Source organism: Pseudomonas viridiflava (assembly GCF_900602065.1).
GTDB lineage: Bacteria > Pseudomonadota > Gammaproteobacteria > Pseudomonadales > Pseudomonadaceae > Aquipseudomonas.
Genome location: NZ_UWFN01000095.1, coordinates 63,918 through 90,000 on the forward strand (window position 1 = coordinate 63,918; position 26,083 = coordinate 90,000).

General features: G+C 55.7%; 26 protein-coding genes and 1 other RNA gene. 8 read left to right on the forward strand and 19 right to left on the reverse strand.

The annotated features are described in order from the left end of the window. Positions 1-2 precede the first annotated feature (2 nt). The 3 genes from mraZ to rsmI all read right to left on the reverse strand — a co-directional run bounded on the left by mraZ (position 3) and on the right by rsmI (position 2,069). Complete coding sequence (mraZ, locus tag EE949_RS02900) at positions 3-458, reverse strand: division/cell wall cluster transcriptional repressor MraZ (protein WP_004881513.1); 456 nt, start codon at positions 456-458, stop codon at positions 3-5. 307 nt (positions 459-765) lie between these two features. Then, positions 766-1,124: RNase P RNA component class A (gene rnpB, locus EE949_RS02905), an RNA gene on the reverse strand. 72 nt (positions 1,125-1,196) lie between these two features. Beyond that, complete coding sequence (gene rsmI, locus EE949_RS02910) at positions 1,197-2,069, reverse strand: 16S rRNA (cytidine(1402)-2'-O)-methyltransferase (protein WP_122662714.1); 873 nt, start codon at positions 2,067-2,069, stop codon at positions 1,197-1,199. Positions 2,070-2,355: 286 nt separating this feature from the next. On the opposite strand from rsmI, the gene EE949_RS02915 reads away from it, so the two are divergent. The 4 genes from EE949_RS02915 to EE949_RS02930 all read left to right on the forward strand — a co-directional run bounded on the left by EE949_RS02915 (position 2,356) and on the right by EE949_RS02930 (position 5,888). Then, positions 2,356-4,170, forward strand: a complete 1,815-nt coding sequence (locus tag EE949_RS02915; RefSeq protein ID WP_122662717.1) for a penicillin-binding protein activator — start codon at positions 2,356-2,358, stop codon at positions 4,168-4,170. Then, positions 4,171-4,542, forward strand: a complete 372-nt coding sequence (locus EE949_RS02920) for a YraN family protein (RefSeq protein WP_122662720.1) — start codon at positions 4,171-4,173, stop codon at positions 4,540-4,542. 177 nt (positions 4,543-4,719) lie between these two features. Beyond that, positions 4,720-5,313 carry a phosphoheptose isomerase gene (locus EE949_RS02925; protein ID WP_122662723.1) on the forward strand — a complete coding sequence of 198 codons (594 nt, stop codon included), beginning with the start codon at positions 4,720-4,722 and terminating at the stop codon, positions 5,311-5,313. Next, the gene (locus EE949_RS02930) at positions 5,310-5,888 is read left to right on the forward strand and encodes a BON domain-containing protein (protein WP_122662725.1); all 579 of its coding nucleotides are present in this window, start codon (positions 5,310-5,312) and stop codon (positions 5,886-5,888) included. The genes EE949_RS02925 and EE949_RS02930 overlap by 4 nt, the downstream gene beginning before the upstream one ends. Before the next feature lie 65 nt (positions 5,889-5,953). On the opposite strand, the gene EE949_RS02935 is transcribed toward EE949_RS02930, so the two are convergent. The 7 genes from EE949_RS02935 to rplM form a co-directional block, all read right to left on the reverse strand. Next, entirely contained in the window at positions 5,954-6,367 is a 414-nt protein-coding gene (locus EE949_RS02935; RefSeq protein WP_122662727.1) for a ClpXP protease specificity-enhancing factor, read from the reverse strand. Between the two features lie 17 nt (positions 6,368-6,384). After that, positions 6,385-7,002 carry a glutathione S-transferase N-terminal domain-containing protein gene (locus EE949_RS02940; protein WP_122662729.1) on the reverse strand — a complete coding sequence of 206 codons (618 nt, stop codon included), beginning with the start codon at positions 7,000-7,002 and terminating at the stop codon, positions 6,385-6,387. A gap of 224 nt (positions 7,003-7,226) precedes the next feature. Continuing rightward, the gene (locus tag EE949_RS02945) at positions 7,227-8,009 is read right to left on the reverse strand and encodes a cytochrome c1 (RefSeq protein WP_122662731.1); all 783 of its coding nucleotides are present in this window, start codon (positions 8,007-8,009) and stop codon (positions 7,227-7,229) included. Further along, positions 8,009-9,220: a cytochrome b gene (locus EE949_RS02950; protein ID WP_122662734.1), complete on the reverse strand. Its 1,212-nt coding sequence runs from the start codon at positions 9,218-9,220 to the stop codon at positions 8,009-8,011. Before EE949_RS02950 ends, EE949_RS02945 begins: the two co-directional genes overlap by 1 nt. Further along, positions 9,220-9,813 carry a ubiquinol-cytochrome c reductase iron-sulfur subunit gene (gene petA / locus EE949_RS02955; protein WP_122662737.1) on the reverse strand — a complete coding sequence of 198 codons (594 nt, stop codon included), beginning with the start codon at positions 9,811-9,813 and terminating at the stop codon, positions 9,220-9,222. The genes EE949_RS02950 and petA overlap by 1 nt, the downstream gene beginning before the upstream one ends. A gap of 253 nt (positions 9,814-10,066) precedes the next feature. Continuing rightward, positions 10,067-10,459 (reverse strand): 30S ribosomal protein S9, encoded by a 393-nt coding sequence (rpsI, locus tag EE949_RS02960; RefSeq protein ID WP_002555064.1) that lies wholly within the window; start codon positions 10,457-10,459, stop codon positions 10,067-10,069. 14 nt (positions 10,460-10,473) lie between these two features. Beyond that, positions 10,474-10,902, reverse strand: coding sequence for a 50S ribosomal protein L13 (rplM, locus tag EE949_RS02965; protein ID WP_027900224.1), 429 nt, complete (start codon positions 10,900-10,902; stop codon positions 10,474-10,476). Between the two features lie 254 nt (positions 10,903-11,156). Here rplM and EE949_RS02970 point away from each other — a divergent pair, with 254 nt between their 5' ends. Then, on the forward strand, positions 11,157-12,194 hold the full coding sequence (locus tag EE949_RS02970; RefSeq protein ID WP_122662739.1) for an NADP(H)-dependent aldo-keto reductase: 1,038 nt from the start codon (positions 11,157-11,159) through the stop codon (positions 12,192-12,194). A gap of 139 nt (positions 12,195-12,333) precedes the next feature. Here the strand turns inward: EE949_RS02970 and EE949_RS02975 are convergent, their stop codons facing one another. Beyond that, entirely contained in the window at positions 12,334-13,470 is a 1,137-nt protein-coding gene (locus tag EE949_RS02975; protein WP_122662740.1) for an acyl-CoA dehydrogenase family protein, read from the reverse strand. A 231-nt stretch (positions 13,471-13,701) separates the two neighbouring features. On the opposite strand from EE949_RS02975, the gene EE949_RS02980 reads away from it, so the two are divergent. After that, entirely contained in the window at positions 13,702-14,622 is a 921-nt protein-coding gene (locus tag EE949_RS02980; protein WP_205505001.1) for a GlxA family transcriptional regulator, read from the forward strand. A gap of 205 nt (positions 14,623-14,827) precedes the next feature. Here EE949_RS02980 and EE949_RS02985 read toward each other — a convergent pair whose 3' ends face one another. The 4 genes from EE949_RS02985 to EE949_RS03000 form a co-directional block, all read right to left on the reverse strand. After that, positions 14,828-15,259 carry a hypothetical protein gene (locus EE949_RS02985; protein WP_162874429.1) on the reverse strand — a complete coding sequence of 144 codons (432 nt, stop codon included), beginning with the start codon at positions 15,257-15,259 and terminating at the stop codon, positions 14,828-14,830. Between the two features lie 598 nt (positions 15,260-15,857). Then, positions 15,858-16,952, reverse strand: coding sequence for a cell division protein ZapE (gene zapE / locus EE949_RS02990; protein ID WP_122662746.1), 1,095 nt, complete (start codon positions 16,950-16,952; stop codon positions 15,858-15,860). 61 nt (positions 16,953-17,013) lie between these two features. Then, positions 17,014-18,363 carry a tryptophan--tRNA ligase gene (locus tag EE949_RS02995; protein WP_122662748.1) on the reverse strand — a complete coding sequence of 450 codons (1,350 nt, stop codon included), beginning with the start codon at positions 18,361-18,363 and terminating at the stop codon, positions 17,014-17,016. A gap of 24 nt (positions 18,364-18,387) precedes the next feature. Continuing rightward, complete coding sequence (locus EE949_RS03000; RefSeq protein WP_122662750.1) at positions 18,388-19,017, reverse strand: alpha/beta hydrolase; 630 nt, start codon at positions 19,015-19,017, stop codon at positions 18,388-18,390. Between the two features lie 145 nt (positions 19,018-19,162). Between EE949_RS03000 and EE949_RS03005 the strand changes: the two genes are divergently transcribed. Beyond that, positions 19,163-19,600: a YhcB family protein gene (locus EE949_RS03005; protein WP_122662753.1), complete on the forward strand. Its 438-nt coding sequence runs from the start codon at positions 19,163-19,165 to the stop codon at positions 19,598-19,600. 333 nt (positions 19,601-19,933) lie between these two features. On the opposite strand, the gene EE949_RS03010 is transcribed toward EE949_RS03005, so the two are convergent. The 4 genes from EE949_RS03010 to EE949_RS03030 all read right to left on the reverse strand — a co-directional run bounded on the left by EE949_RS03010 (position 19,934) and on the right by EE949_RS03030 (position 24,683). Continuing rightward, positions 19,934-20,410, reverse strand: coding sequence for a hypothetical protein (locus tag EE949_RS03010; RefSeq protein ID WP_240350578.1), 477 nt, complete (start codon positions 20,408-20,410; stop codon positions 19,934-19,936). A 535-nt stretch (positions 20,411-20,945) separates the two neighbouring features. After that, on the reverse strand, positions 20,946-22,844 hold the full coding sequence (gene cysN, locus EE949_RS03020; RefSeq protein WP_122662757.1) for a sulfate adenylyltransferase subunit CysN: 1,899 nt from the start codon (positions 22,842-22,844) through the stop codon (positions 20,946-20,948). A 9-nt stretch (positions 22,845-22,853) separates the two neighbouring features. Next, positions 22,854-23,771, reverse strand: coding sequence for a sulfate adenylyltransferase subunit CysD (cysD, locus tag EE949_RS03025; protein ID WP_087264873.1), 918 nt, complete (start codon positions 23,769-23,771; stop codon positions 22,854-22,856). 153 nt (positions 23,772-23,924) lie between these two features. After that, entirely contained in the window at positions 23,925-24,683 is a 759-nt protein-coding gene (locus tag EE949_RS03030; protein ID WP_122662760.1) for a Nif3-like dinuclear metal center hexameric protein, read from the reverse strand. A gap of 170 nt (positions 24,684-24,853) precedes the next feature. On the opposite strand from EE949_RS03030, the gene algW reads away from it, so the two are divergent. After that, the gene (gene algW, locus EE949_RS03035) at positions 24,854-26,017 is read left to right on the forward strand and encodes a Do family serine endopeptidase AlgW (RefSeq protein WP_122662761.1); all 1,164 of its coding nucleotides are present in this window, start codon (positions 24,854-24,856) and stop codon (positions 26,015-26,017) included. The last annotated feature ends 66 nt before the right edge of the window (positions 26,018-26,083 follow it).

The window sequence follows — 26,083 nt, forward strand, 5'->3', positions numbered from 1 at the left end:
AGTCACAGGATCAAATCACGTAATTCATCAGGCATCGCGCCAGGTTGTTGAATGGCCGCAAGATCCGCATCAGCAAGAGCGTTCCAGGCGTCCTCGTCCCACAGTTGAAACTTATTAAGCTGGCCCACCAGCATCACGCGCTTATCCAACTTGGCGTATTCGCGAAGGCGCGGCGGTACCAGAAAACGCCCACTGCCATCCAGCTCCAGATCAACCGCGTTACCAATCAGCAAACGCTGCAAGCGACGGTTCTCTTCGCGGAAGGTAGCAAGCTCACGCAATTTCGCCTCGATCAGCTCCCATTCAGAAAGCGGGTAGAGACATAAACAAGGGTCAACGGCATCAATGGTCACGATAAGCTGGCCGGCGCTACGCGAATCCAACTCGTCACGGTACCGGCTCGGCATAGCGAGACGGCCCTTTGCATCGAGATTGATTGCGTTTGCACCACGAAACACAGGCGCTTTCTCCGAATTCTAACTTTTTGCGTTAAAAAAACCCACTTCACGCCACTTTCTGCCACTTGCGCACACTATAGGAACCCGCCCACTCCACAGTCAAGGCACGGTCTTAAGGAAAACCCTTACAGAACTGGGATTTAGGTGCGATATCGGACGGTTAGCGCGAATTTCGAGAGGGGTCTTACGGAAAAATCCGACACAGCACAGAAGGCTGCGCAACGAACTTAAAGTAATTTGTGAAGTTTAAGATTTTTTTGATATTACGAGGGGGTGTGATGCTGCTGAAACGAGAGGGGATAAAAAGGTGGAGAGTCGATCTGTAAGCCGGGTTCTGTCGAGGACAGTCATTCCTCTACGACGGCCATCACTGGACGTCTTTAGCAACCTACCCGGTTCCAGCGCGGGCCACGCCTAGGAACCCTATTTGGTCTTGCTCCGAGTGGGGTTTACCTTGACCACGAACTGTTGCCAGACGTGCGGTGCGCTCTTACCGCACCTTTTCACCCTTACCGGCGCCGAAGCGCTTAGGCGGTTATTTTCTGTGGCACTTTCCGTAGGCTCACGCCTCCCAGGCGTTACCTGGCACTCCGCCCTATGGAGCCCGGACTTTCCTCCCCCCCTTAATCGCGAACAATAAGAGGCAGCGACTGTCCAATCGACTCTCCGCCGACAAGGTTAGCGGCACAACCCACTCAGAACAAGCTTTAAAACGTCGCAGACCTGCGCCGCAGGGATTTATTCGCCCTTTTGCTTGTCCAGCGCCACCTGATAAAGCAGATTCTTACGCACACCGGTAATTTCCGCCGCCAGTGCAGCTGCACGCTTGAGCGGCATTTCCTTGAGCAGCAGGTCCAGCACACGTCGAGCTTCGCTACCGATAACGTCTTCATCCTCGGGCTCGGTCCAGCCCGCAACCAACACTACGCACTCACCACGCTGTTGATTGCTGTCGCTTTCTACAAACTCCCGCAGCTCTGCCAACGGCAAACCTTTGAGTGTTTCAAATGTTTTGGTCAGTTCGCGAGCCAGCAGTGCGGGACGCTGCCCACCGAATACCAATTCAAGATCCTGCAGGCATTCAAGAATCCGATGCGGTGCCTCATAAAAAATCAGCGTACGCGGCTCTTCCTTGATTAACTCCAGTCGAGCACGACGCCCCACCGCCTTGGCAGGCAGGAAGCCCTCAAAGATGAACCGGTCAGACGGCAGCCCTGCCGCTGACAACGCAGCGATCAATGCGCAAGCACCCGGCACGGGCACTACAGCGATACCAGCGGCACGCGCTTGCCGAACCAGGTGATAGCCCGGATCAGAGATCAGCGGCGTTCCCGCATCCGAGATCAGCGCTACGTTATCGCCCGCGAGCAAGCGGGTGATAAAACGACTGCCTTCTTCACGCTCGTTATGCTCATGACACGCAGCCAGCGGAGTAGAAATACCAAAATGCTGCATCAATCGTGAAGAGTGACGCGTATCCTCGGCAGCGATCAGCGCCACCTCGCGCAACACCTTCAACGCCCGCACGCTCATGTCATCCAGATTGCCGATTGGCGTGGCCACTACATAAAGCGAGCCCGCGGCGGAATTCAAAGCAACTGGAGCAGTCAAAGCGCAGACCTCATGATTTGTTACCCTTTAAGGGTGAAGGTCATCATTGTACAGACTACAACCGCGACCAATGACCCACAGACCTATGGAAGACTTGAAAAAAGGGAGGAAAAGTCATGATTGGCGCCCGATACCTGTCAGCGCAACACTCTCATTTGGACTGTATTGCCCCGTTTAATCGGGCACTACCGCCTATATCAGCGCTTTAAATGTTAACGACGTCGCACCCATGCCAGTGCTTGGGTACAATTCCCCGCTAATTTGCTCGAGTATCAGGAACATACACATGATCGCTTGCCTGCGGCTGTTCTCTGCCCTCTGCCTTGCTGCCCTGTTGGCGGCTTGTGCCAGCTCGCCCTCGTCCAGCCTTGGCGAACTTCCACGCACCCCTGACGCCAGCATCGAGCAATTGCTCGACCAGGCGGCCAGCGCAAAAACGCCGGATCAGGCAGCCCTGCTCCGACTCAGCGCTGCGGACATGGCCAATCGGCAGAACAATCCTGGCCGCGCGGCGCAAATCCTTGCGCAAGTGCAGATAGAATTGCTCAAGCCAGGCCAACAGGTCTTTGCCGCTACCCTCGACGCCGAACTGGCGATGGGGCGTAATCAACCAAAAGCCGCACTGACCGCGCTCAGCCACCCAAGCCTGCAGCGTCTGGGCGAGCTGTCTGTTGAACAGCAGATTCGTACCCACACGGTCCGCGCCCGCGCACTCGAAGCCGATGGCCAGGTTCTACCTGCTATCAGCGAGCGTGTCTTCGTTGGCCCGCTTCTCCAGGGGAACGACCTCAGCACCAACAATGACGCGATCTGGAAACTGGTCGCGGCGCTGCCTCCAGAGCAGTTGCAAAGTACTGCAACCGACGATATGGGCGGCTGGCTGAGCCTCGCGCGCAGCATCAAAGGTGCTGGCACACTTGAGCAACAACAAGCCGCCATTGATACCTGGAAAGCACAAAACCCTAAACATCCTGCTGCCATCCAGCTGCCTGCGACACTGGCGCAACTGCGTGCGCTGACCAGCGAGCCGCTTACCAAAATCGCCCTGCTACTGCCTCAGGAAGGCCCGCTCGCGGCGGTCGCCAAAGCATTGCGCGAAGGCTTCATGGCCGCTCACTATCAAGCTCAGCAAGCCGGCCAGAACCCTCCTGCAATTCAGGTCTTCGACAGCTCTCGCCTGACCTCGATGGATGAGTTCTACCGCCAGGCTCAGGCAGCAGGTGTGCAACTGGTCGTAGGCCCACTGGAAAAACCATTGGTCAAACAACTCAGCAGCCGCCCGCAGCTACCTATCACCACCCTCGCGCTCAACTACAGCGACACAGGGCCTGAAGGCCCGCAGCAACTGTTCCAGTTCGGCCTTTCCGCAGAAGACGAAGCCCGTGAAGTTGCCCGACGCGCTTGGGCTGACGGCAAACGCAGCGCGGTTGCCATGGTACCTAAAGGCGAATGGGGTGATCGGGTTCTCGACGCTTTCCGCCAGAGCTGGCAAGCCAAAGGCGGCAAGTTGATTGCCGCAGAACACGTCGACCAGCCAGTTGCTTTGGCGCAGCAAGTTGCCGACCTGTTCCAGCTGCGCAATAGCGAAGGCCGTGCACAACGACTGCAGAGCACCGTAGGCACACAAGTTGCCGCGCAGCCAACGCGTCGCCAGGACATCGACTTCATGTTCCTTGCCGCCACGCCACAACAGGCTCAGCAGATCAAGCCGACCATGGTCTTCCAGTACGCCGGCGATGTTCCGGTCTACGCCACATCGCACCTGTTCACCAACAGCAACGATCACGCGCAGTACATGGATCTGAATGGCGTACGCTTCTGCGAAACCCCATGGCTGCTTGAAGCCAATGATCCGCTGCGTCAGCAAGTCATCGCCCAATGGCCTCAAGCGTCCGGCAGTCTGGGCCGCCTTTATGCGATGGGTGTCGACGCCTACCGCCTGGCACCACGCCTGGGCCAACTGAAAACCATGCCTGAAAGCCGCATCGATGGCCTGTCCGGCAGCTTGAGCGTCAACCCGGCTCGCCGTGTGGAACGCCAACTGCCTTGGGCTGAATTCGTTGACGGTAAAATCCAGCGTCTTCCGGATACCGCTCAGTAAATGTCCGGCAACACCCGTCAAATCGCAGGGCGCGAGGCTGAAGCCTGCGCCCTGCGGCATTTACAGCAGCAGGGATTGCAGCTGATTGCACAGAACTGGTTGTGCAAACGCGGCGAGCTTGATCTGGTCATGCTCGACGGGGATACAGTAGTATTCGTCGAAGTTCGCTACCGCCGCCATTCAACATGGGGCGGAGCTCTGGAAAGTGTTGATTTTCGCAAGCAGCAAAAGCTGGTTCTGGCGGCACAATTGTTCCTGCAGAACGAAACACAATGGTCTGATGCTGCATGCCGCTTTGACGTCGTTGCCATTGAGGGTGATCCGCTTGACGGTCCACCCTTGAACTGGATAAAGCATGCATTCGAAAGCTGATCCCCACGGCATACGGACGATGCAGGCAGACCGCAGCACCGAAATGCCGTTTCATGCCACACGCCACCCAAAACAGATTTCGCTTTTCGCTTTGCGGGCTGTACAGCATTGCGCCAGGAGCTTCTCAGCCCAGCGCACCCCGGTCAGCCGCGATACGTTCTAATTAAGGTCACCCAGATGGACATGCAATCCCGAATTCGCCAGCTTTTTCAGGCCAGCATCGATACCAAGCAGCAGTCGATGGAAGTCCTTGCCCCCTACATCGAGCAAGCCAGCCAAGTCATGGTCAATGCACTGCTCAACGAGGGCAAAATGCTCGCTTGCGGCAACGGCGGTTCGGCTGGCGATGCACAGCACTTCTCATCGGAGCTGCTCAACCGCTTCGAACGTGAGCGCCCTAGCCTGCCAGCCATTGCACTGACCACTGACAGCTCGACCATCACGTCGATTGCCAATGACTACAGCTACAACGAGATCTTCTCCAAGCAGATCCGTGCACTGGGCCAACCCGGCGATGTGCTGCTGGCAATCTCCACCAGCGGTAACTCCGCAAACATAATTCAAGCGATCCAGGCCGCACATGATCGCGAAATGATTGTCGTAGCATTGACGGGACGCGACGGCGGCGGCATGGCCTCGCTGCTTTTACCAGAGGACGTGGAAATCCGCGTACCGGCGAAAGTCACCGCACGAATTCAAGAAGTCCATCTGCTGGCGATTCATTGCTTGTGCGATTTGATCGACAGCCAACTGTTCGGGAGTGAAGAATGACCGTTAATCGTCTCAGCCTGCTGGCACTGACCCTGTGCGTAAGCCTCAGCGGATGTAGCTCGGTGCTGACTGCCACGCGCGACAACCCGATCGAAGATGATCGCGGCACCCGCACATTCGGCAGCAAGATCGATGACTCTCTGATCGAAACCAAGGCAGCCGTGAATATCGCCAAGGCAAGCCCTGATCTGGACCAGAACTCGCACATCGTCGTCACCAGCTACAACGGCATCGTGCTGCTCGCCGGTCAGACGCCCCGCGCAGACCTCAAAGCCCTGGCCGAAAAAGAAGCCAGCGGCGTACAACGGGTGAAGAAGGTCAATAATGAGCTACAGGTCATGGCGCCTTCGTCGTTGCTGGCCCGTAACAATGACGCCTGGCTGACCACCAAAATCAAAAGCCAGATGCTGACAGACAGCGCCATTCCTGGCTCGCGCATCAAAGTCGTTACCGAAAACGGCATCGTCTTTCTGCTCGGCCTGGTCACCCAGCAGGAAGCCACCCGCGCAACCAATCTGGTACAGAGCGTGTCTGGCGTGCAGAAGATCGTGAAGCTGTTCGAGTACATCGACTGACACCAGCCATCCTGCACACATGAAAAAGGCGACCCTGAGGTCGCCTTTTTTTGTGCGCGAGACGTTTACTTCACCACTTTCAGACTCGGCCGACCGCTAGGACGCGGCGGTTCGGTGCCCGGTGGCGGAAGATCATCATCCGGATCAACACTGTCATCATCCTCGAAAGGAGGCTCCAGCTCGAAAACCATACCCTGACCATTCTCACGGGCATAAATACCCAGAATGGCCCCTACAGGGACGTACAAGGTATGCGGAACGCCGCCGAAGCGACCTTCAAAACTGACAGCGTCATTATCCATGTGCAAATGACGCACGGCAGACGGAGAAACGTTCAGGACAATCTGCCCATCATTGGCAAACCCTTGCGGGACCTGCACGGATGGGTATTCCGCATTAACCAGCATATGCGGGGTGCAATCGTTATCGACGATCCACTCATAGAGAGCACGAATCAGATAAGGGCGACTGGAGTTCATCAACGGCTCCTTAGGCCTTAGCGCATGTCACGTTCGGCAGCAGACAGGCTTGCCTGGAATGCCTCACGCGCAAACTGGCGCTCCATATAATCAAGCAACGGCTTGGCAGGCCGCGGCAACTCGATACCCAAGACAGGCAAACGCCAGAGTATGGGCAATAGACAGCAGTCAACCAGACTTTGCTCGTCACTGAGGAAAAAAGCTTTCTCGGCAAAGAGTGGTGAAACGCCGGTGAGGCTCTCACGCAACTCTTTGCGGGCCACCACACGAGCCGACTCCTTGCTGCGCGGATCCAGAATCAGGTCCACCTGAGCACACCAGTCTCGCTGAATCCGATGGATCAGCAAACGACTGTTGGCACGCGCCACTGGATAAACCGGCAGCAACGGTGGGTGCGGATAACGCTCATCCAGATATTCCATCACCACAGTCGACTCGTACAACGCCAGATCACGATCAACCAGGGTTGGCACGCTGCCGTATGGGTTCACCTCAATCAACTTCGCCGGATGAGTCCCCGACACAACATCAATGATCTCGGCGCTGACACCTTTCTCGGCGAGCACAATGCGCACGCGGTGGGAATAGTGGTCGGCGGGGTCGGAGTAACAGGCCAACCGATTGGTCACGCCCATGGCGGTCCTCCTCGCTTGTTGAATTTATCGAAATACACAAAAACGGAAACGCCCTCGGACGCCTCCGACGACAACCGCATTGAGGCAGTGGTCATCGCGGGCGACAAGATAGCTCATTTACGCACAGTAAATTCTGCAATCTTGCCGTCACAATCACTTTTGCCCTGCATTTGTCGCCTAAAGAGGCGCCCGAAGGCGCAGGTGTTACGTCAGCGTGACAAAGATCAGTGGACGTCCTTCCAGTATTCGCGCTTGAGCAAGTAGGCAAAGACAAAGAAGAAAGCCAGATACAGCAACACGTACGTGCCTATACGCTGATGTTGCAGCTTCACCGGGTTAGCCGAATAAGCGAGGAAGGTCACCAGATTCTTGATCTTCTCGTCGAACTGGGCCTCATTCAGGGTGCCCGTATTGGGAACAATGGTCAGTTGATCGCAGGCTTCATGGGTCAACGGCGCACCGGTCAAAGGGTCGTACTGCTTCTTACCCTCTTCCACCACCTGAATCTGTTTGCACCCGATGATCTGTCGACCTTGCAGGCCAACCAGCACATTCGGCATGCCCACATTCGGGAAGACCGTATTATTCACGCCCCATGGACGCGCCTTGTCCTCATAGAACGAACGCAGATAGCCATACAGCCAATCCGTCCCCCGAACCCGCGCCACCAGCGTCAGGTCTGGCGGCGCAGCGCCGAACCACGCCTTGGCGTCTGCAGACTGCATACCGATGTTCATGTGGTCGCCGATCTTGGCCCCCGTGAACACCAGTTTTTCCAGCATTAACTCGTGCGGTATCCCCAAGTCATCTGCAACGCGCTCGTAACGCTGGAATTTAGCGCTGTGACAGCCCATGCAATAGTTGGCGAATGTCCGCGCACCGTCCTGCATAGCGGCCTGATCAGATACATCGATGTCGATGCTTTCCAGCTCGGGACCACCATGTTCCGCAGCAAAAGACAGCATCGGCAGAGCCGCAAGAATCAGTACAGCCAATAGCTTTTTCATCAGCCAGTCACCCTTTCTGGAACCGGTTTGGTCTTCTCGAGCCGGGTGTAAAACGGCATCAGAATGAAGTAGGCGAAGTACAGGAACGTACACACCTGCGACAGCAACGTGCGTCCAGGCGTAGGCGCAAGCACACCCAGCACACCAAGAATCACGAAGGACACGCAAAACACCAGTAACCAGATTTTGCTCAACCAGCCTTTGTAGCGCATCGATTTGACAGGGCTTCGGTCCAACCAGGGCAGCACAAACAACACCGCAATCGCAGCCCCCATGGCCATCACCCCCATGAGCTTGTCGGGGATGGCACGCAGGATTGCGTAGAACGGCGTGAAGTACCAGACCGGCGCAATATGCTCAGGCGTCTTGAACGCATTTGCCACCTCGAAGTTAGGCTTTTCGAGGAAGTAGCCACCCATTTCAGGGAAGAAGAACACGATGAAGCAGAACACGAAAAGGAACACCACGACGCCCACGATATCCTTGACCGTGTAATACGGGTGGAAAGGAATGCCGTCCAGCGGAATGCCGTTTTCGTCTTTGTGCTTCTTGATATCGACGCCGTCCGGGTTGTTAGAACCCACCTCATGCAGCGCAAGAATGTGCAGCACAACCAGCCCCAGAACGACGATGGGCAGTGCAACCACATGCAGCGCAAAGAAGCGGTTCAGGGTAATACCGGAGATCAGGTAATCGCCGCGAATCCATTGCGTGAGGTCATCACCAATGACTGGAATGGCGCCGAAAAGCGAAATGATCACCTGCGCGCCCCAGTAAGACATCTGCCCCCAAGGCAGCAAATACCCCATGAAGGCCTCAGCCATCAGCGCCAGGTAAATCAGCATGCCGAAGATCCACACCAGCTCACGAGGCTTTTGATAAGAGCCATAAAGCAGGCCGCGGAACATGTGCATGTAAACGACAATGAAGAATGCCGAAGCACCGGTGGAATGCAGCAAGCGCAAAATCGAACCGTATTCGACATCGCGCATGATGTATTCAACGGAGGCGAACGCTTCTTCTGCAGACGGCGTGTAGCTCATCGTGAGCCAGACACCGGTCAGGATCTGATTGACCAGCACTAGCAGGGCAAGGGAGCCGAAGAAGTAGAAGAAATTGAAGTTTTTTGGCGCGTAATACTTGCTGAGATGGTCTTCCCACATTTTGGTGGCGGGAAACCGTGCATCGACCCAATCCATAAACTTGCTCATCACGCGCTCTCCTGATCGACGCCAATGACAATAATATTGTCCGACTCATAGGAATGCGGCGGCACTGGCAGATTCAAAGGTGCAGGTTGAGCTTTGTAGACGCGGCCAGCGAGGTCGTAATGTGAGCCGTGACACGGACAGAAATAACCACCAACCCAATCCTTGCCCAGATCGGCTGGCGCTACTTCAGGACGGAAAGTCGGAGAACACCCCAAGTGGGTGCAGATACCGATCAACAGCAGAATTTCGGGCTTGATTGATCGTACAACGGGGTCAACGTAGGTGGGCTGGACCGAGCTCTTCGATTCGGGATCTGATAACTGGCCTGCGATCTTGCCAAGGTTGCCCAATATTTCTTCGGTACGACGAACGATAAAGACCGGCTGACCGCGCCACTCAGCAATCATCTGCTGCCCTGCTTCGATCTTGCTGATGTTCACCTTGACCGGTGCGCCCGCGGCTTTCGCCTTGGCACTGGGGAACCATGACCCTACGAACGGGACCGCAGCCCCCACCGCTCCTGCTGCACCAACCACAGATGTGGCTGCCACGAGGAAGCGACGCCGGCCTGCATTCACGCCGTCATTGCTCATTCCGTCCTCTCCCATCAGCTATGTGGCCTGTTCGATCAGGCGTCTAATTTGAAAATTTAAGTATCTAAATTTTGCCGAATGGTAAATAGAAACCCTTCAAACTACAAGGGCATTACTTTTCCCGAAAAGCCGAAGGCCTTGTAATCCGGGGCCTGCGCGGAATGAGTCACGTTGTCACATGTATAATAGACGCCCACAAAAAAACGCCCAGCTCCGTGAGGAGGCTGGGCGTTCTTTTTGAACGAAGTGCGAATTAACGCTTCGAGTACTGCGGACGCTTACGCGCTTTACGCAGACCGACTTTCTTACGCTCAACTTCACGGGCGTCACGAGTAACGAAGCCGGCTTTGCGCAGAGCGCCACGCAGGGTTTCGTCGTACTGCATCAGAGCGCGAGTGATACCGTGGCGGATTGCGCCAGCTTGACCACTTACACCACCGCCGATCACGGTGACGTAGATATCGAACTTCTCAACAGTCTCAGTCAGTTCCAGCGGCTGACGAACTACCATGCGGGCAGTTTCGCGACCGAAGAAATTGTCCAGCGAACGGTTGTTGATGGAGATGTTGCCGGTACCTGGACGCAGGAAAACGCGTGCGGTAGCGGTCTTGCGACGGCCAGTGCCGTAATTTTGAGTCGCCGACATAATCAACTATTCCGTTAAAACTTCAGTTCTTGGGGCTGCTGAGCAGTATGAGGGTGTGCAGTGCCCGCATAGACTTTCAGCTTACGGTACATGTCGCGACCCAGCGGGTTCTTAGGCAGCATGCCTTTAACCGCGGTCTCGAGCACACGCTCAGGAGCTTTGGCGATCAGCTTTTCGAAGTTGATCGACTTGATCCCGCCCGGAAAACCGGAGTGAGAGTAGTAGATTTTGTCGGTGGTTTTAGCACCGGTAACACGGATTTGCTCAGCGTTGATAACAACGATGTAGTCACCAGTGTCAACGTGCGGAGTGTATTCCGCTTTGTGCTTGCCACGCAGACGGCTAGCGATTTCTGTAGCCAGACGACCGAGGGTCTGACCAGCAGCATCGACTACGAACCATTCGCGCTTAACTGTTTCCGGTTTAGCAGTATAAGTTTTCATTATTTAGCCTCAGGGGCCGCCCTGATAAATTGAGACGGCGGATCTTACTGAATAGATCGTACTTTGACAAGCAGCATGTCAAAGGCAGCCGAGATACAGACGCTGCCGAGGGCTCGGGTCGGCGCATCTGTGGTACGGCAAAGATTTTCTCTGGCGGGCGGAGCATCACTTCCACCGCAAAGAGCGCGGGATTATGCGGATTGCGAAATAAATTTCAACCTGCTTTTATGGTTCTCTTACCTGAGGAGAAGCAAATGGACTATCGCCAACTTGGCAGAACCGACCTGAAAGTCAGTGCAATCTGCCTCGGCACCATGACCTGGGGCGAGCAAAACAGCCAGCCTGAGGCCTTTGCCCAGATCGAACGCGCCAAAGAGGCCGGTATCAATTTTCTTGATACCGCCGAGATGTACCCGGTTCCGCCAACAGCAGAAACCTATTCCGCCACCGAAACAATCATCGGCAACTGGTTCAAGCAACAAGGTGACCGCGCCGACTGGATTCTGGCCAGCAAAATTGCCGGCCCAGGTAATGCCATCACCCATATCAGGGGTGGCAGCCTCAAGCACAATCGCGAGCATATATTGGCGGCGCTCGACGCCAGCCTGGCCCGCCTGCAGACCGACTACCTTGACCTTTATCAGTTGCACTGGCCTGAGCGCAGCACCAACTTCTTCGGCAAACTGGGCTACACCCATAAAGAAGAAGACTTTACCCCGCTTGAAGAAACCCTCGAAGCGCTGGACGAACAGGTCAAAGCGGGCAAGATTCGGCACATCGGCCTGTCCAACGAAACGCCATGGGGCACCATGAAGTTCCTGCAACTGGCCGAAAGCCGTGGCTGGCCGCGGGCAGTGTCGATCCAGAACCCCTACAACCTGCTCAACCGCAGCTTTGAGGTGGGTCTGGCTGAAGTGGCCATTCGCGAACAGTGCGGGCTGCTGGCTTACTCGCCACTGGCGTTCGGCATGCTTTCCGGCAAGTACGAAGGCGGCGCACGACCGGCCAAGGGTCGCCTGAGCCTCTATAGCCGCTTCACCCGCTACTTCAACCCGCAATCGGAAGCAGCTTGCAGCCGCTACGTTGCACTGGCTCGCGAGCATGGTCTGGAGCCGACACAAATGGCCCTGGCGTTCGTGACCCGCCAACCGTTCGTAACCAGCAACATCATTGGCGCCACCACCCTTGAGCAGCTGGACAGCAACATCGCCAGTTTCAATCTGGAACTGTCCGACGAGGTGCTGGCCGGTATCGAGGCGATTCACAAGGATCAGCCAAATCCTGCGCCGTAACACAGCAGGCATAATGCTATATGGACCCGTGGGAGCGAATTCATTCGCGAAAGCGAACGTACAGATGATGGGAATGCATCGAATGTACCGGCCCCTTCGCGAATGAATTCGCTCCCACAAGCTTTAACTCATCTGACTCTTACAAACTCCGGGCAATGATTTCTTTCATGATTTCATTGGTCCCCGCATAAATCCGCTGCACTCGGGCATCAGCCCATGCGCGTGCAATCGGGTATTCCCACATAAAGCCGTAACCGCCATGCAACTGCACGCATTCGTCGAGCACCTTGCACTGCAGGTCGGTCGCCCAGTACTTGGCCATCGCGGCAGTCGGCACATCCAGCTTGCCCTGTAGGTGCAACTCCAGACAGCGATCAATGAAAACCCTGCCGATCTGAACCTCGGTGGCGATTTCAGCCAGCTTGAAGCGCGTGTTCTGGAAGTCGGCAATCGCCTGACCAAATGCCTTGCGCTCGCGGGTGTAGTCAAGCGTCCATTGCAGCGCGGTTTCGGCTGAAGAAAGCGCCCCAATGGCAACCGTCAGCCGCTCCTGAGGCAACTCCTGCATCAGGTAGGCAAAGCCCATACCCGCCTGCCCCAACAAGTTTTCCCTGGGAACACGCACGTCCTGAAAGAACAGCTCCGACGTGTCCTGAGCCTTCATCCCGACCTTCTCCAGCCGTTTGCCTTTAGCAAACCCGGGCGTACTGGCTTCCACCAGAAAAAGGCTGGTGCCTTTGGCCCCGGCAGCAGGATCGGTCTTGGCGACGACAATCACAAGGTCCGCCAGATAACCATTGGTGATGAAAGTCTTGGAGCCATTGATGACGTACTCATTGCCCTCCAGCACAGCAGTGGTTTTCACGCCCTGCAGGTCTGACCCTGCACCTGGCTCGGTCATCGCGATGGCGGTGACCAACTCTCCGGAAACCAGCTTGGGCAGATACTTGAGTTTCAGTGCCTCACTGCCGTAATGCAGGATGTAAGGCGCAACAATATCCGAATGCAGGGAAAAGCCGATGCCCGTCAAACCGAGCCGACCAATTTCCTCGATCACCACGGTACTGAATAGAAAGTCCGCTGCCATGCCGCCGTACTCTTCGGGCAGATGCGAGCACAACATGCCCTGCTCTCCCGCCTTACTCCACAGCTGACGGTCGATGTAACCTTGCTTCTCCCACTGCCCGTGAAATGGCACAGCCTCTTGTTCGAGGAACTTGCGGACGCTCTCGCGGAAAAGCTCATGCTCGGAACTGAATAAAGTCCTGGGGATCATGCGGCACCTGCCTGGCTGGGGAAGCCGGATCGTAAAGCCGGGATTGGCTTGCAGAGCCTATGCTCGCCACTACCAAGAGGACACTGGACACACCCGCCAAAAAATAAGACGATCCAGCCGCTACCTGACTAATCTCCCATATAAGAACAACAGAATATGTCGACTCACGCCTCCGCGCCCTTGCGGCGCGTCAGCATCCTGGCCATTGACGGGGTGTTCGCTTCTACATTGATGCAAGCCAAGGATTTCTTTCACCTCGCAGCCCTGCGTTACAGCAAACAGCTGGGCCTGGGCAGAGTCCCTGCGTTCGAAACGCGACTGGTCAGCCCCGACGGCAAGCCGGTGCGCAGCTTCAGCGACGTCGTGCTACCGGTCGACGGCGAACTAGACCAGAGCGACGTCATTGTCATCCCGGCATTCTGGGACAACTTCGACGCCCTTCGCTTGCGTTATCCGCAAGTCATTCCCTGGTTGCGTGAACAGCATGCCAACGGCGCAGTGCTCTGCGGCGAAGCCAGCGGCGTGTTCTGGCTGGCAGAGTCCGGCTTGCTGGATGGAAAAGAAGCTACAACCTATTGGCGGTTTTTCAACGACTTTGGTGAGCGCTTTCCGAAAGTTTTGTTGAATCAGGAGAAACACCTGACAGACGCCGACAATTTGTACTGCGCAGGCGGCACGACCTCTGCCTGTGATTTATACATTTATCTGATTGAGCGCTTCTGCGGTGCCAATGTCGCGCAAGCCGTTGCCCGGGACATTCTCTATGAAGTGCAGCGTAACTATGCGCCGGGTCGCATGGGTTTCGGCGGGCAAAAGCTGCACCAGGACGTCGTGATTCTGCAGATTCAGCATTGGCTGGAAGAGCATTTCGCCGACAAATTCCGCTTCGAAGATGTCGCCCGCAATCACGGCATGAGCATCCGCAACTTCATGCGCCGCTTCCAGACAGCAACTGGCGACAAGCCTTTGCATTACCTGCAGCGGCTACGCATCGAAACCGCCAAGGGTCTGCTGTCCGGCACACGCAAGAGCATCAAGACCATCAGCTACGAAGTAGGCTACGACGACGCCAGCTTCTTCGCCCGCCTGTTTCGTCAACACACGGAGTTGTCGCCAAATCAGTATCGCCAGCAGTTTCAGCAGGCTGCTTAACGGGTATCACTCATATCAAACAACATGCAGACTGCTGGATTGAGATGCATTTTCTGTAGGAGCTGCCGAAGGCTGCGAAGCCTTTATCCTGACACACCGCGATCGCAGCCTTCGGCAGCTCCTACAGACCCCATGCGTCCGTTATAAGAGGATAATGGCTACTTCCCCAAAGGCTGACCGTATATGGCCAGCCTTTGGCGGTGAGTTATGAGCGAGTTGATTCTGTAAGCCTGGAAAACAGCATCGGGATTTGCAGGACGACCACGCTATAGATGAAGGCTGCCGCAATCGTTTCCCAACCTTTCACGTTGACCCACAAGCCAATAGCCACGAAACCTGCCGTAGCGAAAAGTGGAAGTTGCAAAATCACCACAATGAAAATCCTCGGCAATCTATTTATTCGCCACCTTGCTATCCATATTGCAAGCACATACAAGATCAGCGTCACAAACATCCAGCCTGACGCAATAACAAAGAGTGCGAATAGGGGCGGCATCGCATCCCCATCCTCAGGCCCAAGCTCGAGCCCCACTTTTATCACATGGAAAGCAGCCATAAGCGAAGCTGCACAGTACTCAGTCCCTATGATAAACGCCGTCCAGAAAAATGATCTGCCCTTCATTATGATTACGCTCAATTTGCTACTCCGCTTGCTGACAATGGCAGCTCCCAGGAAATAGGGCCATCCCACTGCGATGAGTAGAACTATCAGCATCAAAACGATCATCAAAAACTATCAAAGTCCCATTATTTAACATCCAGGCTCTGGAGTGATCCTTTTGAAGCTCACCCAGCGCGCTCAAAATAATATTTCCCAATGCCCCCCATAGAATATGAGTCATCATACGTATTATGTGATACCCGCTGATCAATCGTTGAATTACCGACTGGAGCTCGCCTGACGGCCTCCATGAATGTCTGCTTGCTCATCAAGTCGGCGGATAAGGCAGCGTGTCGAGGGAGTCATACCAGAATGGTACTGCGGTGTGATGGAGGTAATTCAGTAGGCATTTTTTAATCCTTCGTAGTTTCAGTATTTAAATATCAGAAACAAGCTCAAGTCGGTCTTAAAACGTCTACCAGTCAATAAATAGAATCCACGAAGGAAATACAATTAAACAACGCCGACTGCGCTTGTAGAATTTATCCTCAATAATTGAAGGAAAGATCCCATCTATAAAATAATGATAAAAAAAAGCCCACATCATGTGGGCTTTAATTAATGACCAGCACTATTACGGCTTATGCGCCCGCGACAGAAACTCATGGGACTGCATTTCGAGCAAACGACTCAAGGTCCGCTGGAATTCGAAGTTCAAACGTCCGCCGGTATACAGGTCTTTCAACTCGACTTCGGCCGAAATGATCAACTTGACGTTACGGTCGTAGAATTCGTCGACCATGTTGATAAAACGTCGAGCGATGTCGTCGGTGGTGACGCTCATCTGCTCTACGCCACTGAGCAACACGGCATGGTAGATCTTGCCCAGTTCGATGTAATCGTTCTGGCTACGCGGACCGTCACACAGTTCGCGGAAGTCGAACCAGGCCACATCATCACAAGTACGCAGGGCGCGGATTTCGCGGTTTTCGATCATCAGCACATCGTTTTCGATGGTCTGCGCGCAGTCCGGGGTCAGCGCCTTGAAGCTCTTGCGCAGACTTTCCTGTGCAGCTTCATCCAGCGGGAAGTGGAACAGCTCAGCCTGCTCAAGGTGACGCAAGCGATAGTCCACGCCGCTGTCGACGTTGACGATTTCGGTGTTCTGCTTGATCAGCGCAATGGCCGGCAGGAAGCGTGCGCGCTGCAGGCCGTCCTTGTACAGACCGTCCGGCACGATGTTCGACGTCGCAACCAGTGTCACGCCATTCTTGAACAGTTCTTCCATCAGGGTGCCGAGGATCATGGCGTCGGTGATGTCCGAGACGAAAAACTCATCGAAACAGATCACCCGCGCTTCATCGGAAAAGCGTTTGGCGATGATGGTCAGCGGGTTTTTCTCGCCCTTGAGGGTCCGCATCTCTTCGTGCACGCGCTTCATGAAGCGGTGGAAGTGAGTCCGAACCTTCTGCTCGAACGGCAGGGCTTCGAAGAAGGTATCAACCAGGTACGTCTTGCCCCGGCCTACCCCGCCCCAGAAGTACAAGCCCTTGACCGGCGCCTGTTCTTTCTTGCCGAACAGCTTGCCGAACATACCCGGCTTGCTCTGATTGGCGGCCACCAGATCGTCATAAAGACGCTGCAGATGACGCACAGCAGTTTCCTGCGCCGCATCATGGAAGAAATCAGGGCGTTTCAGATCAGCTTGGTATCGTTCTAGAGGGGTCATATTCGCTAACAAGGCAACAAAAACGGGCCGTCACTGTAGCGACGGCCCGGCAGATTGGCAATCAATCCTGTTGTGGCGCGAGTGCCGACTTAAGGCTTTCGATGGCAGTGTCACGCGCAGCGGCGTCAGCGAATGCCGGGCTGTCCGCCACACATTGGCCATCTAGCCACAGGGTGAAGCTGTCAGCTTCGGCACGCACATCCAGTTCACCGCCCTGCTGCAACTGCTTGCTCACCGCACCTGCGGCTTTGCCATCGGCAAAATTGCGCGACAACAGCAGTTGCTCGCCATCCGCGGCCAGCAGACGGAAGCGGAAACTTCCATCGTCTTCACGGAAGCTGACAAAGCGTGCGCCCTTGGCGGCTTTCTTCTTGCCCGTCTCGGCGACTTGCACGCCGCTACGGAAAGAGCGCAGGCCAACCGCTTCACGCAGCTCGCCGAGAAACGGCGTAGCCACCTTGCGAGCTTTAGCCGCGCCAGCCAGCAAAATGTCTTCCAGGTCAGCAGGGCGCTCGATCAATCGATGGTAATTCTCGCGGGCCTCGCCCAACTGCTGGTCCAGCAGCGTGAAAAGACGATTTTTCGCCTCACCCCAACCGAGACCTTGAAGCAGATCGGCACGGAACTCAGCGTTCTGCTCAGGCGTGGCAAACGCCGAATACAGGGTGAACAGGTGCGAGTTGTCTGGGTCCTTGGCTTCGCCCGGCGCTTTCGAGTCGGTAATGATGCGCGAAATCGCGTCTTTCATTTCTTTGGCGCTGCTGAACAACGGGATGGTGTTGTCGTAGCTCTTCGACATCTTGCGCCCGTCGAGACCCGGCAGCGTGGCAACGCTTTCTTCGATCAGCGCCTCAGGCATGACAAAAAACTCTTTGCCCTGGCCAAACAGGTGGTTGAATCGCTGGCCAATATCGCGCGCCATTTCGACGTGCTGGATCTGGTCACGGCCCACCGGCACTTTATGTGCGTTGAACATTAGAATGTCGGCAGCCATCAATACCGGATAGCTGTACAAACCCATGGTGATGCCCGCATCCGGGTCTTCGCCAGTCTCGACGTTCTTGTCCACCGACGCCTTGTAGGCGTGGGCACGGTTGAGCAAACCTTTGGCTGCAACGCAGGTCAACAGCCAGGTCAGCTCGGTGATTTCCGGGATGTCGGACTGACGATAGAAGGTGACGCGATCCACATCCAGACCGGCTGCCAGCCAGGTCGCAGCGATGTCCAGACGCGAGCGCTGAATGCGCAGCGGGTCATCGCACTTGATCAAGGCGTGATAGTCAGCCAGAAAGTAAAACGAATCAGCATCGCTTTGGCGGCTGGCAACAATGGCCGGGCGAATCGCGCCCGCGTAGTTACCCAGGTGGGGCGTACCGGTGGTGGTGATACCGGTCAGGATACGAGTGGTCATGGCAGGTCGCTTATGGGGCTGTCATCAGTTCGAAAGGCGTGGCATGACCAGATCCTTGAGATCGGTCAGCTTGCCGTGAAAAAAGTGTCCACATTCTGCCACTTTCAGCAGCTCATGTGGGCGCGGCAACGCAGCCGACCAGTCGTAAACCAGCTGCGGCTCGACGACTTCGTCGGTCTCCGGCTGGATAACGGTCAGCGGACAGCTCTGAGGCAGCGGATACTGCTCGCTCAAGCGCATGACCGCAGGCGCGACCATGAACAAGTGGCTAAGCTTGTGTCCAGAGGCTTCCAGACGCCCGCCAAGGCTGGCAGCAACGAAACCGCCAAAGGAAAAGCCGAACAGCGTCAGGGGCAGATCAGGATGCTTTTCCAGCAGCCAGCAAGCGACAGCCTGGGCGTCTTCGACTTCCCCGGCCCCCGCTTCGGAGGTACCGGCGCTGGCACCCACACCACGATAATTGAAACGTAATGTAATCAGGCCCGCGTCGCGCGCTGTACGCTGCAAGGTCGAGACGACCTTGTTAAGCATGGTGCCGCCCTGGATCGGATTGGGATGGCAGATTAACGCCACGCCCGTAGCATCCGGGAAATCAAGGTAAAGTGCTTCAAGCTGGCCCACCGGGCCATCGATCAATACGGGGGTTTCGCGCATGAGCAAAAAGGAACTCCGTGACCTCGCAATGGGTCGACTCGTCTAGCTGATTGTCTGCAAATAGCATATCCGTGAACGTGTCGCGGTATACAGAGCAGGTTCGAGCCGTTAACGTAAAGCAAAGCCGTTTATAGAGGAAGGACTCGTGGAACTGTCGCTCTTAGTTTGGTTGTTGCCGACCATTGCCCTGGTTGTCGGTGTTGTCATCGGTTTTCTGGTCGCACGTCTGGTGCCCAACGCTGCTCCCAATGGAACCCAGCGCCAGCTGGATGACGTTCAGGAGCGTTTCGATACCTATCAGAACGAGGTGGTCACTCACTTCAACAGCACGGCTAATCTGGTCCAGAAGCTTTCCCAAAGCTACCAGGACGTACAGGAACATCTCGCCGAAGGTGCCAATCGTCTGGCTACCGACGAGCTGACTCGCCAACGTTTGCTGGCGGCCCTGCATCCTGAAGCCAACCAGGTCCAGCGCGATCGCCTGACGCCACCGCGCACAACTGAAGCGCCGAAAGACTACGCGCCGAAATCACCCAACGCTCCTGGCATGCTCGACGAGCATTACGGTTTGAAAAAGCCGTAAGCGAAAGCTGGATCAGGAAAGCCCGCCATTTGTGAAAATGGCGGGCTTTTTTGTGGATCATTCAGGGATAAAATCAAAGCCAGAGAAACCTCCTACGGACTTTCAGGAATGCAGCGCTATATATATTTCTTTGCGACCTCTATTCTTTTTGAAAAACGGAGGAAGCATGAAAGTAATTCTGATAATCGTGGCAAGCGTTCTGGTGTCAGGGTGCGTACGCGGAGATTGCACCAAAGACTGCTACATACTCGTAGGCAAAGATTTGGAGCTCGAGTACAAATGCAACATGGACCTCTATCGATCAGACTGCCCTGTCAACAGGTAGATGCGCAGTTAAAAGCGCCACGTGTAGATATCTTTTTTATTATGAGGGCCATTAACGTTAATTTGCGTTGGCTTCTTGATACGCCCCGGTGTAAATCCAAAACGAGCCCATCGAAGGTCTCCCTGCCGCCCATCATAAATAACCAGATTCCCATCGTTCTGTATGGACATGTGACTGTGGTCCCATAAGAACTTGTCCCTGGTGTGCGTGCTTTCCGCTATCCACAACCTTGATCTGGCCGGGTCGTAAAGGAAACCACTGTTGCTGACGACAAACCAGGGAGATCCTGTCTGCTTGCGGGAAAGCGTTCTGCTAAAGGCCTGACCGCTATCAGCGACCCAGACGATAGCTCCGTTATCTTTGATAATCAGGTTGCCATTGCTTTGCAGTTTCAGACGAAAACGTCCATTGGGAGACTGTAAAAATTGTCCCGGTATCATTTTCTGATTGGGCGGTAATACCGGAGCGCCGTTATTTATAAACACACCCTACTGAATACTCATACTTTCACCTTTGAAAGCTATTGATTGAGCACTCAACTAATCACCCACCGAGTTACGAAGTGCGATAAATATATACCGCACCTGAATTATTCTTAACGCCTTGATTATTCTTGCAGTAGCCGCGCCAGCGTTCATCGCGAGCAAGCTCGGCTCCCACAGCTATCGGTTATCCATGTGGGAGCTGAGCTTGCTCGCGATGAACGATAACGCGGTATACCTGACAGACCGGCGCGCCTGCATCGCGGGCAAGCCTCGCTTCCACAGGTTGGCGCTGATCTAAGTTCATGATCGACCCGTGGGACCGACCGGGGTGACGCTCCATTCATTCGGGAAAGCGGTATTTCAGGCTGCACAGAGGCGGCGAATGTACCGGCCTCTTCGCGAATGAATTCGCTCCCACCGGGATCAACGCTTGCAGCCCAACATAGAACCTCCCACAAGTTGTATTGCGAACAGGCTGTACCTAAATAAAAAACCCGCCATCTCTGGCGGGTTTCTTGTTTACAGCAAACGATCGTCAGATCGCGCCGCGGCTGCGCAGCAGGTCGAGGACTTGCTTGACGCTGTCTTCGAGACTCAACGATTGAGTGTCGATAACCAGGTCCGCATTAAGCGGCACGTCGTACGGGAACGACTCGCCCGGGATGTTATCTCCATCAGCTGCGTACAAGCCCTGTGGATCGCGTTCGCGGCAAACTGCAGGGGATGCCTGGACGTAGACGGTCAGCAGACGATCAGCGCCAATCAGGGACTTGGCCTGCTCACGACCTTCGCCATCCGGTGCAACGAACGCTGCCAGGGTAATCAGACCTGCCTGGTTAAACTGACGCGCCACGTGAGCAGCACGACGCCAGTTCTCGGTACGTCCGGCACGATCCTGCGGCAGACCCTTGTTCAGGTCATGACGCAAGTTCTGGCCATCAAGCACATAAACCGCGCGGCCCATGTCGAACAGCTTGCGCTCGACCGCATAAGCCAAGGTGCTTTTGCCAGCGCCCGAAAGGCCGCTGAACAGCACGGTGGCTGGCTGCTGACCAAAACGCTGAGCACGCTCTTCAGTCGCAACGTGAGCCAGAGCACCGTGATGATTGGCACCTGCGCCACCGACTGGCTTGGCAATGATCATGCCTGCCGCCACAGTGCCGTTGGTCAAACGATCAATGACAATGAAAGACCCGGTCGTGCGATTGCTGTCGTAGCCGTCCAGCGCAATGGCTGAATCGAGGCTGATCTTGACGCGACCAATCTCGTTAAGCCCCAGAGAACTGGCAGGCCCTTCGGCCAGGGTGTTCACGTCGACGCGATGCGTGATGCTGGCGATCGAGCCCGGCACATAGCTGGTGGCACGCTTGATGTCGTATTTTTTGCCGGGCAGCATCGGCTCTTCGGCCATCCAGACCAGCATGGCGTCGAAGGCGTCGGCCACTTGCGGCACGTTATCGGCGTGGACCAGCAAGTCACCACGGGAGATATCAATCTCGTCTTCCATGGTCAGAGTGACGGCCTGACCCGGTCCGGCATTCTCCAGTTCACCTTCGAAGGTGACGATGGACTTGACGCGGCTGCTCTTGCCCGAAGGCAGCACGACGATTTCGTCACCCTTGTGCACGATACCGCTCGCCAGCGTACCGGCAAAACCACGGAAGTTCAGGTTTGGACGGTTGACGTACTGCACCGGGAAACGCATGTCGGTGTAGTTGCGATCGTTGGCAATCTCGACGGTTTCGAGGATTTCCATCAAGGACTGGCCGGTGTACCAAGGCGAACGCTCGCTCTTGTTCACCACGTTGTCGCCTTTGAGCGCCGACATTGGCACAAAGGCCATGGTGGTCGGCTTGAACGCGATGCCGTCGGCGAACTTCAGGTAATCAGCCTTGATTGACTCGAAGACGCTTTCGTCAAAGCCATTGAGGTCCATTTTATTGATGGCCACAACGATGTGCTTGATGCCCAGCAGCGATGCAATGTAGCTGTGACGGCGAGTCTGGGTCTGCACGCCGTAACGGGCATCCACCAGAATAATCGCCAGGTCGCAGGTCGATGCACCAGTCGCCATGTTGCGCGTGTACTGCTCATGGCCAGGAGTATCGGCAATGATGAACTTGCGCTTGGCAGTGGAGAAATAGCGGTAGGCAACATCAATGGTGATGCCCTGCTCGCGCTCGGCCTGAAGGCCGTCAACCAGCAACGCCAGGTCGACATCTTCACCGGTAGTGCCGGACTTCTTCGAATCGCGAGTAATGGCTTCAAGGTGATCTTCGTAGATCATCTTGGAGTCGTGCAGCAAACGGCCGATCAGCGTGCTCTTGCCGTCGTCGACGTTGCCACAGGTAAGAAAGCGCAGCATTTCCTTGCGTTCGTGCTGGCCCAGATAGGCGAGGATGTCCTCGCTGATCAAATCAGATGCGTGCGACATGACAACCCCTTAGAAATAACCCTGACGTTTCTTTTCTTCCATCGAACCAGCGCCATCGTGATCGATGACCCGGCCTTGACGTTCGGAAGTACGCGTCAGAAGCATTTCCTGAATGATGTCAGTGAGGCTGGTGGCCTCGGACTCGACTGCGCCCGTCAACGGGTAGTCGCCAAGTGTACGGAAGCGGACTTTCTTCTTGACGATGCGTGCCTTGTCCTCATCGCTGAGGTGGTTAAGCAGACGCTCGTCGTCGATCATGATCCAGGTGCCATTCATCTCGATGACATCGCGCTCGGCAGCGAAGTACAACGGCACGATCGGGATACTTTCCAGATAGATGTACTGCCAGATGTCCAGCTCGGTCCAGTTGGACAGCGGGAACACGCGAATCGACTCGCCTTTGTTGACGTTGCCGTTATAGACGTTCCACAGCTCCGGGCGCTGGTTTTTCGGATCCCAGCGGTGCTTGCTGTCGCGGAACGAATACACGCGCTCTTTGGCACGGGATTTCTCTTCATCACGACGCGCGCCACCGAACGCGGCATCAAAGCCGTGCTTGTCCAGGGCCTGCTTGAGACCTTCGGTCTTCATGATGTCAGTATGCTTGGAGCTGCCGTGGGTCAACGGGCTGATGTTCTGAGCCACGCCGTCCGGGTTGATGTGGACGATCAGGTCCAGGCCCATTTCCTTAACCATCTGGTCACGGAAACGATACATTTCCTGGAATTTCCAGCGGGTGTCCACATGCATCACCGGGAATGGCAGCTTGCCCGGAAAAAACGCCTTGCGCGCCAGATGCAGCATTACCGCGGAGTCTTTACCGACGGAGTACAGCATCACCGGGTTATCAAACTCGGCGGCGACCTCGCGGATGATGTGGATGCTTTCCGCCTCCAGTTGCTTAAGATGCGTCAGTTTATCGACCATGGTTACTCACGGGTTGCATTCATTATTGACCGGACAACGCCCGGGACGGCCAGCGGGCCGTGTTCGAGGCGGCACTCTAGCACAGCGACTACTTCTATTCAGGAGGCCAAATAGATCTAAACGTTCTAACGATATACCGTCTCGTTTGGGTGATCAGACGGGGTTCGGGCAATCAATGAACAGGTGCTCTACAGCAAACCGGCGGGCCAGATAGTCGCCTAATGCCTGAACCCCGTAACGCTCAGTCGCATGATGGCCGGCCGCAATAAAACTGATGCCGTTTTCCCGAGCGCTGTGTACGGTCTGCTCCGACGCTTCACCGCTGATAAACAGATCGACCCCGGCTGCGATTGCCTGATCGATGTAACCCTGCCCGCCACCTGTGCACCAGCCCACCCGACGAATCATCCCGGAACCTTCTATCAACAGAGGTTCGCGGCCCAGTGCTTCTTGCACGCGACGGGCAAAATCCCGAGGCATCACAGGCTCGTTCAGCGAGCCAACCAGCCCAACCACACGCGCGTTATCCGGGTCGAGCGGGCCTTCAACAGTAATGTCCAGCTGGAGCGCCAACTGCACGTTATTACCCACGTCCGGATGCACGTCCAAAGGCAGGTGATAGGCCAACAGACTGATATCGTGCTTGAGCAGGGTTTTCAGGCGACGCTGCTTCATGCCGACGACGCAGGGGTTCTCGCCTTTCCAGAAATAACCGTGATGCACGAGAATCAGGTCGGCCTGTGCGTCGACCGCAGCGTCCAGCAAGGCCTGGCTGGCGGTAACACCACTGACGATTCGCATGACCTGTGGACGACCTTCGACCTGCAGGCCATTAGGGCAATAATCCTGGATACGCGAACTGCCGAGATAACGGTCGGCTTCTTCTACCAGAGTGCTGAGCGCAACGGCCATAAAAGACTCCTGAATGTGTGGTTTGAAGCTGATAGGGTCGTGCTGCTGAAATGGTTCACTTCTGCATATCTTATTTGTGAGACACAACCCCAAGTGCTCGTATAATGCCGCCCATTATGGCGCAGATGGGCAGCAAGCCGCAGCGTCGGATCACTTTCAGGATTTGCTCAATGTTCAAGGCGCTGCGCTTTTTTGGTTGGCCATTGCTGGCAGGCGTACTTATCGCTCTGCTGATTATTCAGCGTTTCCCGGAGATGGTCGGCCTGCCCAGTCTCGACGTTAATCTGCAGCAAGCGCCACAAACCAGCTACGTCCAGCAAGGCCCGGTCTCGTATGCCGACGCCGTGGGCATGGCGGCCCCGGCAGTGGTCAATCTCTACACAACGAAGATGGTCAACAAAGCGGCCAACCCGATGTTCGAGGACCCGCAATTCCGGCGTTTTTTCGGCGATAACATGCCCAAGCAGAAGCGCATGGAATCAAGCCTTGGCTCAGGCGTTTTGATGAGCCCGGAGGGCTACATCCTTACGAACAACCACGTTACGACCGGGGCGGATCAAATCGTCGTAGCGCTCAAGGATGGTCGCGAAACCATCGCCAGGGTTATTGGCAATGACCCCGAAACCGATCTGGCAGTGCTGAAGATCGATCTCAAGAATATCCCGTCAATCACTATTGGCCGCTCCGATAGCATCCGTATCGGTGACGTCGCGCTGGCCATCGGCAATCCTTTCGGCGTCGGCCAGACCGTGACCATGGGCATCATCAGCGCCACCGGGCGTAATCAGCTTGGCCTGAACACTTACGAAGACTTTATTCAGACTGACGCGGCGATCAACCCGGGCAACTCGGGCGGCGCACTGGTTGACGCCAATGGCAACCTGACCGGTATAAATACGGCAATCTTCTCCAAGTCCGGAGGTTCGCAAGGCATCGGGTTCGCGATTCCGACGAAGCTGGCGATGGAAGTCATGAAATCGATCATCGAGCACGGTCAGGTGATTCGTGGCTGGCTGGGTATTGAAGTGCAGCCACTGACTCAGGAACTGGCTGAGTCATTTGGTCTGAAGGACCGCCCGGGTATCGTCGTCGCGGGCATCTTCCGTGACGGTCCGGCGCAGAAAGCCGGATTGCAGCTAGGGGACGTGATTTTGAGCATCAACGGCGAGCCTGCCGGTGATGGTCGCCGCTCGATGAATCAGGTAGCGCGCACCAAACCTAGTGACAAGATCGCCATTCAGGTCATGCGCAACGGGAAAGAAGTAAAACTCAACGCCGAGGTGGGCCTGCGTCCGCCGCCTCCGCCGTCGGCTACGCCGGTTGAGGAGCAGTAACACTACGCGAACTCTGTAGGAGCTGCCGAAGGCTGCGAAGCGGTTATTTCTGACACACCGCTATTC

Bases quoted from the DNA above. Each gene is read 5' to 3' on its own strand.
- EE949_RS02925 (WP_122662723.1), top strand. From the start codon at position 4,720: ATGGACATGCAATCCCGAATTCGCCAGCTTTTTCAGGCCAGCATCGAT.
- EE949_RS03000 (WP_122662750.1), bottom strand. From the start codon at position 19,017: ATGCGCGAAACCCCCGTATTGATCGATGGCCCGGTGGGCCAGCTTGAA.
- rpsI (WP_002555064.1), bottom strand. From the start codon at position 10,459: ATGTCGGCGACTCAAAATTACGGCACTGGCCGTCGCAAGACCGCTACC.
- rplM (WP_027900224.1), bottom strand. From the start codon at position 10,902: ATGAAAACTTATACTGCTAAACCGGAAACAGTTAAGCGCGAATGGTTC.
- zapE (WP_122662746.1), bottom strand. From the start codon at position 16,952: ATGACCCCTCTAGAACGATACCAAGCTGATCTGAAACGCCCTGATTTC.
- EE949_RS02950 (WP_122662734.1), bottom strand. From the start codon at position 9,220: ATGAGCAAGTTTATGGATTGGGTCGATGCACGGTTTCCCGCCACCAAA.
- EE949_RS02995 (WP_122662748.1), bottom strand. From the start codon at position 18,363: ATGACCACTCGTATCCTGACCGGTATCACCACCACCGGTACGCCCCAC.
- EE949_RS02920 (WP_122662720.1), top strand. From the start codon at position 4,171: ATGTCCGGCAACACCCGTCAAATCGCAGGGCGCGAGGCTGAAGCCTGC.
- EE949_RS03030 (WP_122662760.1), bottom strand. From the start codon at position 24,683: ATGGCCGTTGCGCTCAGCACTCTGGTAGAAGAAGCCGACCGTTATCTC.
- EE949_RS02970 (WP_122662739.1), top strand. From the start codon at position 11,157: ATGGACTATCGCCAACTTGGCAGAACCGACCTGAAAGTCAGTGCAATC.
- petA (WP_122662737.1), bottom strand. From the start codon at position 9,813: ATGAGCAATGACGGCGTGAATGCAGGCCGGCGTCGCTTCCTCGTGGCA.
- EE949_RS02930 (WP_122662725.1), top strand. From the start codon at position 5,310: ATGACCGTTAATCGTCTCAGCCTGCTGGCACTGACCCTGTGCGTAAGC.
- algW (WP_122662761.1), top strand. From the start codon at position 24,854: ATGTTCAAGGCGCTGCGCTTTTTTGGTTGGCCATTGCTGGCAGGCGTA.
- EE949_RS02940 (WP_122662729.1), bottom strand. From the start codon at position 7,002: ATGGGCGTGACCAATCGGTTGGCCTGTTACTCCGACCCCGCCGACCAC.
- EE949_RS02975 (WP_122662740.1), bottom strand. From the start codon at position 13,470: ATGATCCCCAGGACTTTATTCAGTTCCGAGCATGAGCTTTTCCGCGAG.
- cysD (WP_087264873.1), bottom strand. From the start codon at position 23,771: ATGGTCGATAAACTGACGCATCTTAAGCAACTGGAGGCGGAAAGCATC.
- EE949_RS02945 (WP_122662731.1), bottom strand. From the start codon at position 8,009: ATGAAAAAGCTATTGGCTGTACTGATTCTTGCGGCTCTGCCGATGCTG.
- EE949_RS02935 (WP_122662727.1), bottom strand. From the start codon at position 6,367: ATGAACTCCAGTCGCCCTTATCTGATTCGTGCTCTCTATGAGTGGATC.
- cysN (WP_122662757.1), bottom strand. From the start codon at position 22,844: ATGTCGCACGCATCTGATTTGATCAGCGAGGACATCCTCGCCTATCTG.
- EE949_RS02915 (WP_122662717.1), top strand. From the start codon at position 2,356: ATGATCGCTTGCCTGCGGCTGTTCTCTGCCCTCTGCCTTGCTGCCCTG.
- EE949_RS02980 (WP_205505001.1), top strand. From the start codon at position 13,702: ATGCAAGCCAAGGATTTCTTTCACCTCGCAGCCCTGCGTTACAGCAAA.